The 9,245-nt window shown below is 44.3% G+C and carries 5 protein-coding genes and 1 rRNA gene; 2 read left to right on the plus strand and 4 right to left on the minus strand.

The window, feature by feature from the left end; all coding sequences use genetic code 11:
* Nucleotides 1-593: 593 nt before the first annotated feature.
* Complete coding sequence (locus tag DW830_RS14540) at nt 594-1,127, plus strand: outer membrane beta-barrel protein (RefSeq protein ID WP_233544573.1); 534 nt, start codon at nt 594-596, stop codon at nt 1,125-1,127.
* A gap of 137 nt (nt 1,128-1,264) precedes the next feature.
* Here DW830_RS14540 and DW830_RS14545 read toward each other — a convergent pair whose 3' ends face one another.
* Complete coding sequence (locus DW830_RS14545; RefSeq protein ID WP_119250389.1) at nt 1,265-2,296, minus strand: alcohol dehydrogenase; 1,032 nt, start codon at nt 2,294-2,296, stop codon at nt 1,265-1,267.
* Nucleotides 2,297-2,486: 190 nt separating this feature from the next.
* Here DW830_RS14545 and DW830_RS14550 point away from each other — a divergent pair, with 190 nt between their 5' ends.
* The gene (locus tag DW830_RS14550; RefSeq protein ID WP_119250390.1) at nt 2,487-6,305 is read left to right on the plus strand and encodes a helix-turn-helix domain-containing protein; all 3,819 of its coding nucleotides are present in this window, start codon (nt 2,487-2,489) and stop codon (nt 6,303-6,305) included.
* Nucleotides 6,306-6,357: 52 nt separating this feature from the next.
* Here the strand turns inward: DW830_RS14550 and DW830_RS14555 are convergent, their stop codons facing one another.
* The 3 genes from DW830_RS14555 to rrf form a co-directional block, all read right to left on the minus strand.
* Complete coding sequence (locus DW830_RS14555) at nt 6,358-6,603, minus strand: hypothetical protein (RefSeq protein WP_119250392.1); 246 nt, start codon at nt 6,601-6,603, stop codon at nt 6,358-6,360.
* 119 nt (nt 6,604-6,722) lie between these two features.
* Nucleotides 6,723-8,855, minus strand: coding sequence for a Tex family protein (locus DW830_RS14560; protein WP_119250391.1), 2,133 nt, complete (start codon nt 8,853-8,855; stop codon nt 6,723-6,725).
* Nucleotides 8,856-8,950: 95 nt separating this feature from the next.
* Nucleotides 8,951-9,063 (minus strand): 5S ribosomal RNA (gene rrf / locus DW830_RS14565).
* Nucleotides 9,064-9,245 lie beyond the last annotated feature (182 nt).

Consider the following 9,245-nt stretch of genomic DNA (forward strand, 5'->3'; position numbering starts at 1 on the left):
CCTTCTCAAAACGTTCGTTTGCTGTCATAATTTGTTTGATTTTAAAATGATGGTGCAAAGGTACGAATAAATGAGAAGTCTACAATGGTATAAACGCGGAGCCGCTTACCATGAAGTATCATAAAAGCAGCTTACTCACGATATTGCCCAGAAACCGTTCCAAACTTTGGGCACTCAATGCCCGCATTATGGGCAACAGATGCCCAACACATGGGCTATCGATGCCATCACGTGGGCTCTGAGTGCCCACCAAATGGGCATCGACAGACCAACTAATGAGCTGATTTCTAAGAGATATCAGCAGTAACTTCTAACAATATCAACATGACTTTTCCTGATTTCAGTTGACACTTTTTTACTTTATCAACTAGAAAGGTAAACACTATCAATTTCATAAAACTGAAATAGCAGACACCTGCCATTATCTTGATTTAAGTCAACAATCCAACACTATTAACAATAAAACAAAGAAAAAATTTCCTGTATTCGCATATTTCCTATACCTTTGCCACCGAATTCCAAGCATAAAGAAGACGGATTCCAATAAAAGAAGATAGAAAACAACGTATAATTTTTAAGAAAAAAGATTGATTATGAAGAAAATTATGTTGAGCCTTATGATGGCTCTCGTTTCTGTTTGCGCAAGCGCACAGGTTTACATCGGTGGTACTGCTGGTATCTCTAGCAACAAGATCGGTGATGGTGACAGCAAGACTGCTTACAAGCTCATCCCTGAGATTGGTTATCAGTTCAACAACAAGTGGGATGCCGGTATCGAGGTAGGTATCCAGAAGGGCGATGTTTGCAAGATTGCCCGAGTAGGTGATGCTACTACCTTCACTATTGCTCCTTACGTTCGCTATACAGCTGTTGAGAGCAAGGTAGTTGATCTCTTCTTCGAGGGTACTATCGGTTATGGCAGTGTAAGCAAGGGCGGTGGCGACTTCTACGAGGTAGGCATCAAGCCAGGTTTGGCTGTTAAGCTTACAAAGCATGTTGAATTCATCTCAAAGATTGGCTTCCTCGGTTACAGAGGTTATTCTCCAGAAGAGGGCAAGAGCTCATCTACATTCGGAGTTGACGTAGATGCTAGCAACATTTCTTTTGGTGCTATCTACAAGTTCTAATCTTAGAAAAGCTCATTTACTCATCGTAAATATATCAAGGGCGCAAGCTTTTTCCGCAACAGGAATAGCTTGCGCCTGTTTTATGTGAAATCTCAATTTATATGAAACCTCAATAAAGGGCAACTTATATGAAAACCTCAATATAGAGCAACCTTGATAACCCCATCTTTTCTATTCTCAAACACATCGTAAGCTTCCTCTATTCTAGATAACGGAAAACGATGGGTAATGAGAGGAGTGGTATCTATCTTGCCCTGTGCTATCAAGCTCAGGATTTCCTCACAATCACAGCCATCTACTCCACCCGTCTTGAAAATGAGATTCTTGCCATACATATCAGGAAGCGGAAGCATCTGGGGCTTATCATACATAGCTACAATAGTAACGATGGCATTAGGACGGGCACACTTCCATGCCAACTGGAAGGTATCCGAACCACCAGCTACTTCCATCACCACATCGGCTCCACCATGCAAACTCTGTTCCTCGACGAAGGTTTCGCAATCTTCCGGTTCTACCACAAGAACCTGCGGATAATGTTCCTGAATAAATGCTCTCCTAGCTTCAGATTTCTCGCAAACGATGATTTTTCCAGGATTCTTCAGTAAGGTGCAGAGCAAACAGCAAACTCCCGTAGGACCTGCTCCGATAATGAGAACCGTATCTTCTTCCTTAATTTCCGAGATTCGGGTTGCCCAGAATCCAGTGGCAAGAATATCGCCAACAAAGAGTGCCTGCTCATCGCTCACCGTATCAGGAATCTTATTCAATCCGGTAGTGGCATATGGAACTCTGATGTATTCCGTCTGGCCGCCATCTATCCTGCACCCCAACGCCCAGCCACCATGAGGAGAAGTACAGTTGTTTACGTATCCATGCTGGCAGTAGAAGCATTCGCCACAATAAGTCTCCACATTCACCGTTACTCTATCGCCCGGCTTCACATGGGTAACCTGCCCGCCTACTTCTTCTACAACACCCACCATCTCATGCCCCACGGTAATACCAGGTACAGCACGAGGCACTGAACCATGCTTGATATGCAAATCGCTGGTACAGATACTGCTCATGGTTACTCTCACTATAGCATCCTTGGCATCCTTGATGGTAGGTTTCGCTTTCTCAACAAAAGCGAATTCTCCTTTTTTAATATATGTAAATGCTTTCATCGTCTCTAGTTTATTAATGTTCTATCGAAAATGCAAATATACAAAAAATATTCATAACATCATACGTTATGCCAACTTTTTATGCTTTGTTAAAATTAGAGTTTTTTTAACGAGAAAATACTGAAAATTCACAGAATATATATATCTTTGCAGTATTATTATAACATCATATCACAAAAAACCATTCTATATGAATAATTACAAGAATATCAAGGCAAAGGTTCTGCGCATTGATGAAGAAGAACATAAGTTCGTCATCGAAGTAGAAAACAGAATTTACAAGGTAGGACAGATTGACTTCCAAAGGAGGCAACCCGCCCCTAAGACACTTGACTGTCTGATGATTACAACCCATCTAGGCAAGGTTTTCATTTCCCAGAACATAGAACACCTCATGAGAAAACATTATAAGGAAAATGATGAGGTGGATTTCAAGATCAAGATGACATTAGGTGATTTCTATCACCTGGAAGACGAATACGGCTTCACGGCAATGTTGAAAAGAGATACCATCATCAATGCAGCGCTCACTCCTAGAGTAAGATGCAGAGTGATGAAGTTCCGCCAGAAATACATGGAGGTACAACTCGTAGAAGTATTGGGCGCCGACAAGTCGGAGTTTTCACTTTCAGATAAAGATTTTCGTGAAATCATAGGTGATAAAAACTGGAATACCCCTGAGTTCAGAAATCTGATGCTCGGAGATACGCCTTCTGACATCTTCGACCTGGAGTGCCACCGATGGATAGCTGGCATCTCCAATCATCTCAGCCAAGATGAATTACAGACATTACTCCTGCAGATTCATTCCCAATGCATCGAAACGCTACAGGGAGAGTATCTCCTGCCCCGATGCAAGGAAGCCGAACGCATGCTGCTCGAACAGCGATTTACCGATATCATCGAACTGATATCTTACTACATTCAAGCCATCAGAATATTAAGAGAGGGAAAGGCCGAGCATACCATCAGCCAGATTCTTTCCACTCTATCCACTTGTGCCTATATCTACCATCCACGCAAGCAGTTCTGCATCATGCAATGCATCTTCATGCTCGACTTTTCGATTATGGAGAAACTCATCACGTCTATTCTAACCACCCTTCGCAGCCAGCAGGTATATCTTTGGAACAGAAAACCCTTTCAGATGCAATGGCTCAAACTGTTACAAAGCTATGTAGAGAATATCTATCACCAGACAGACAGACTCTCCAGCGATGCAACAACCAAGGAAACCATGATTCAGGTTTTGACCATCGAGCTGATACTGGGACGTCATGCATCGCATAAGATTTACGATAACTCATTGAATCAGGCATTGCTCTATCGCTTGGTTTCGCTGATGAATGTAAGCGACCCTAACAAGACTCTCCAGAAAGCATTCCTTTCTCTCTTCACTCCGACAGAATTCAATGCTGCCCTTCCTTTCAACAGCGATGACGCATTCGTCCTCGCCAATATGCTCTGCTCCCAACAGGACAATGAAACCGTGGAGAGTTTTGAACCTGCCAAATATGAGAATGAAACAACTCTTCTCACCGTCAACGAGCAAGCTATCACCATACAGCCAAAGGATTTGGATAAAGAGAATGTATATATGCCTCTCTCTTCACGTATGGGATTATGGCATGGACTTTCCATTCGCCTGGACGAAAAACCACCGGTAAAACTACGTGGAAAAGTAGGTACTACCATCGAACACTATAAGGAACTGTGGGAATACATCAACCATTCTCTATTCTCCCAAAAGCGTAAGTCCTCAAAAAAGCAAAACAGAAAACTCTATATAGATGATGAAACGACCATCATCGTAACCAAACAACTGGCAGGACAGCTCTTATTTGAATGCAAAGTAGTAGAAGAAGGTTGTGAGGGAGTGGGAACATTAGACGTATTAAACGATGTTGTTCCTTTCTTCCCTGGCGACATCAACACCCAGTCGTTTGAATATCAAGGGATGCCGCTCTTGTTGCATGCTTACGTAAAAGAAGTCAATAATGATGGAAGTTATGTCTTTGCCATGCGTGATATGATCAGCGAATACGCAGACGACGTACGAGTAAACGATCTGTTTTATAACTCTCGCCTCACCTGTCTGCTCTTCAATCAGGTATCCGACCTACCTCGTGTTCCTGCCGTAAGCAGCGAAGGCTTTTCTGTTTCCGTATGTCCTGCCCCTGGCATGACTCTCGATGATTTGAAAAAAGGTATGGTGATAGAAGTTGATAACATCACGGAAGGAACCAATGGTTATCTCAACGGCACCTTCCTGCGGGAATCACCGGAAAGCCGATTCAGTCTTGCCGATGCTTTCCATCAGCTGATGCTGGGGTATGCAGCACATGAGGTTTACAATCCAAAGAATGAAAAGGATGAATTGGCTAACGCGATGCCTATAGAGAAAGTATATGTATCGGAAATGATGAGCATCATAGATGCCAAAGCCACCCTAGAGGAAGATAAGATCAAGGCATACAACTATCTCAATTTCTGCCGACTTCTTGCCATTATGCTCGACAGCAAGGAGAGAACCAGTTACTACGATAGCCGACTTACGCTCCTGGAGGTGCTCAACGACTTTGCGACATTAGACAAGGTAGATATCAACAAGATAGAGCATATCGCCGAAAAGGAACCGGAATTGTTTGAACGCAATGCCATCCTTCGCCACGACTTTATGCAATTGCGTATCATCGGTTGTCTGGATAGCGAGGAACACTACGAAGACCTGTACCGTTGGAGCTGTCTTACAGAAGATCCTCACCTGCAGCAACTGGCATCGCTCGTGCTCTCTCATAACTTCGTGAAGAAATCGGGACTTCTCACCCAAGCCGGTGATATCCTCGACAAAATTCGCGCTCTTCTGAAACTCCACAAGTCATCTTCCAACAAGAAGAACTATGGCAAGGAAGATTTCCATACCGAGTTCAAGACATCCATCATCTATCCAGAAAACTCTATGCGAGTGGATGTGCAGGCACAAACCGTCAAGATTATGCAGGAAATATGTGCCTTCCTCAATGCCGAGGGCGGCCATCTCTATCTGGGCGTATCGGATATTGGCTATGAAATGGGATTGGAAGAGGACTTGAAGAACCCGCTCTTCAAAGGCTCCAGAGATAAGTACGAGGTATATGTCAACAATCAGATTATCTATTATCTCGGTCAGGAAGGAGCACATTATATACATACTCACTTCGATACTGATATCAGCAATGCGGTACTCATCATCGACATCGAGCCATGCCCTACACCTAAAGCCGTAGGCAATGTATATTATGAACGCATGGGTACATCTGCGCGCAAGGTAAACGAAACCTATAAGGACAAGTTCCTTGCCATCAGAAAACAATGGGCAGAAGAGCACATTCCGCATGCAGTGGTTACGCAGGAAGAAATGCCGACTACGTTAGAAAACACTCTAGCCACCAAGGAGCCCAAAAACTCCACCAAGCATGTAGAATCTGCTCCTATCACCGACCACATCCAAACCTCACGTCTGCGCAACAATGCATTGCACGATTACGAGGAAGGCTACCGCCCTATCACGGCAGTCATCTGTCTGATGAATACGGACGAATACAAGATACTGGATGAAGACGACTGGCAGGATTATCGCCTGAAACTGGCTGTTCATGAAGACGAAGAAGAAGGATGGCTCATTCTTGTCTATGAAAGCGGAAAGGTATGCAAGGTTTCGATGGTAGAGCTCTTGCAGAGAGAACGGGGCAGAGCATTCAAGCGTTACGCTGGCGAAAAACTCATCTTTGCATCCGTTGCCTCAGACAAGGACTCTGTATGTGTGGGATTCATTGACGGCAAGACCAACCATTACGTCAGATTTGATGATGTTGACAGATTCGAACACGGCAAGATGCAGGCAGAAGGTACACTCCCTATGGATGTACCGAATGCCGGCGTTCATTATGTAGAAGTAATTGCACAGAATCAAGTCCCTGTCAATAGAAACATTGGTAGAAAGACCATCGGATGCATCCTGAAACCGTAGAAGGAAGAAGATGCATGAAAGTTCTTCCCGACTGTAATTTGAAATAAATTGGTTACACCATCATTTTTTCCAGTTGCTCCTGTGCCTTTCTCATATCCTGCTCAAAACTTACATGGTCGAGAAGGAAACCATCTCTTCCAGCAGCAAGTTTCTGATAAAGCCGTGGATTCATACCATCCACATACTGGCTGATAGCATATTCGATATCATCACGCTGCGTGGGATTGATAGAAAACTCATAGACACGAAGCTTCTGATGAATAAAGCAATAAGCCGACTCTATACAGTCTTGAGAGATACTGGATAGAGAGCAACTGTCTTGATGAGTACTGTCTCCAAAATGGGTGAAGCCCTCTTTACCGAGGGTTTCACCTTTATTTATATTTTCACCTTTATTTATATATTGATTCATATCCATTATTTCACTCCCTTCATTGACAAGGCAATGCGCTTACGCTTCAAATCCACTTCTGTCACTCTCACCATCACATGCTCATGGAGCTTCACCACTTCACTAGGGTCACTGATGTAGCGGTTTGACATCTGGGAAACGTGAACCAAGCCATCATTGTGAACACCAATATCTACAAAGGCGCCAAATTTGGTGATGTTGGTTACGATGCCAGGCACCACCATACCCTCCTGCAGATCCTCAATGGTCTTGATGCTCGCATCAAACTCAAATTTTTCAACCTCTCCACGAGGATCCAAGCCAGGTTTGTCAAGCTCAGCCATAATATCCGTCAAGGTAGGCATACCCACCTCAGCAGTCACATATTTCTTAATATCAATTTTCTTCTGCAAATCCTTATCTTCCACTAGCTGCTTCACGGTAACACCCTGATCTTTCGCCATCTGTTCAACCAAGGCATAACGCTCAGGATGAACGGCACTGTTGTCCAAAGGATTCTTGGCTCCAGGAATACGAAGGAAACCGGCACACTGCTCAAAAGCCGATGGACCTAATCGAGGAACCTTCTTCAGCTGCGCACGAGAAGCGAAGGCTCCATTCTCCTTACGATATTCCACAATATTCTTGGCAAGAGTAGGACCGAGACCACTCACGTAAGTCAGGAGATGCTGGGATGCTGTATTCAGGTTAACGCCCACCGAGTTCACACAACTCATCACCACGGTATCCAAGCTCTTCTTTAGCTGAGTCTGATCCACATCATGCTGATACTGTCCTACACCGATGCTCTTAGGATCAATCTTTACCAGTTCGGCAAGCAGATCCATCAGTCGGCGACCAATACTTACAGCACCACGCACGGTTACATCCTCATCCGGGAATTCATCTCTGGCAATCTTGGAAGCAGAATAGATAGAAGCACCATCCTCGCTTACAACATAGATATCCACAGGGTGTGGATAACTTATTTCGTGCAACCAGTCACTCGTCTCGCGACTTGCCGTACCATTACCCACAGCCATCGCCTCTACCTGATACATCTTCACCATGCGCAGGATAGCAGAAGTAGCCTCATTTTTCTTATTACGAGGAGGATGAGGATAAACGATTTCATGATGAATCAGATTACCTTGTGCATCCAGACAACAAGTCTTGCAACCGTTGGCAAAACCAGGATCAACAGCCATCACACGCTTCTGACCTAAAGGAGCAGCGAGCAAGAGCTGGCGCAGGTTCTCAGCAAAAACCACAATTGCCTCTTCATCCGCCTTCTGCTTACTGAGTGCAGCAAATTCGGTTTCAATACTAGGTTTCAAAAGACGCTTAAAGGCATCATCCACCGCTTCGCCTACCAATGTCTGGCACTCACCATATCCATGCACATAATGACGTTTCAGCTTGCTCTGGCATTGTTCATCATCTGCTGAGATACTGATACGGAGGAAACCGGCAGCTTCACCACGACGCATAGCCAACAGTCGATGAGAAGAACACCTTTTCAATGGTTCTGAGAAATCGAAGTAATCAGAGAAGCGCTGTGCTTCCTCCTCATCCTTTTTCTTAGCCACCACCTTAGAGGTGATGATAGCGCCACGGCGGAACTCGCCACGAATCTGGTTTCTACTCTCCTCGCTCTCGCTCACCATTTCGGCAATGATATCCTTAGCACCCTGCAGGGCAGCATCAGCATCCTTCACCTTGTCGCTTACAAACTTCTTAGCAGCTTGCAGCGGGTTGCGTTCACGCTGAAAAAGCAGAACTTGCGCTAAAGGTTCCAAACCAGCCTCACGTGCAATCTGTGCACGGGTTCTGCGCTTAGGTTTGAAAGGAAGATAGATATCCTCCAATTCTGTGGCATCCCAACAGTTTTCGATACGCTCTTTAAGAGCATCCGTCAGTTTACCTTGCTCATCAATAGTCTTCAGGATGGTTTCTTTTCGTTTCGCCATTTCCTTCAACTTCTCGTTAGCCTGAGCGATAGCCTCGATATTCACCTCATCCATATTTCCCGTTTTCTCCTTACGGTAACGGGAAATAAAAGGAATGGTGCATCCCTCTTCGAGAAGCTCCAATGTATTCTCGACAGCCTGCTCACGTAATTTGAGTTGGGCTGCAATAATCTTTGTAAATTGATTCATAATTATTTCTATTTTTGTGAATGCAAAGATACAAAAAATCTGCGGGAAAAAAGAAAAAGCCTCAGAAATCTTTCGAAATCTGAGGCTTTGATAAAAGAAGGCAGCTACCTACTCTCCCGCATTGCATTGCAGTACCATCGGCGCAAGTGAGCTTAACTTCTCTGTTCGGAATGGGAAGAGGTGGGACCTCACCGCAATAACCACCTGATAATGGGGTATGACGTATTTGCACACAAGCAAACTGTATTTGATAGTAAAGAACCACCGTCCCTCTCGATTTTATCGAGAGTCAACAGCTGAAACTATGAACTTTCCTAAAGAAAGTGTTCGGGCAATTAGTAATGCTCGGCTTTGACATCGCTGTCTTTACACCTGCATCCTATCAACGTC

Origin of the sequence: Prevotella sp. AM34-19LB (assembly GCF_003468525.1) — a bacterium.
In the GTDB taxonomy this organism is placed as follows: Bacteria; Bacteroidota; Bacteroidia; order Bacteroidales; family Bacteroidaceae; genus Prevotella.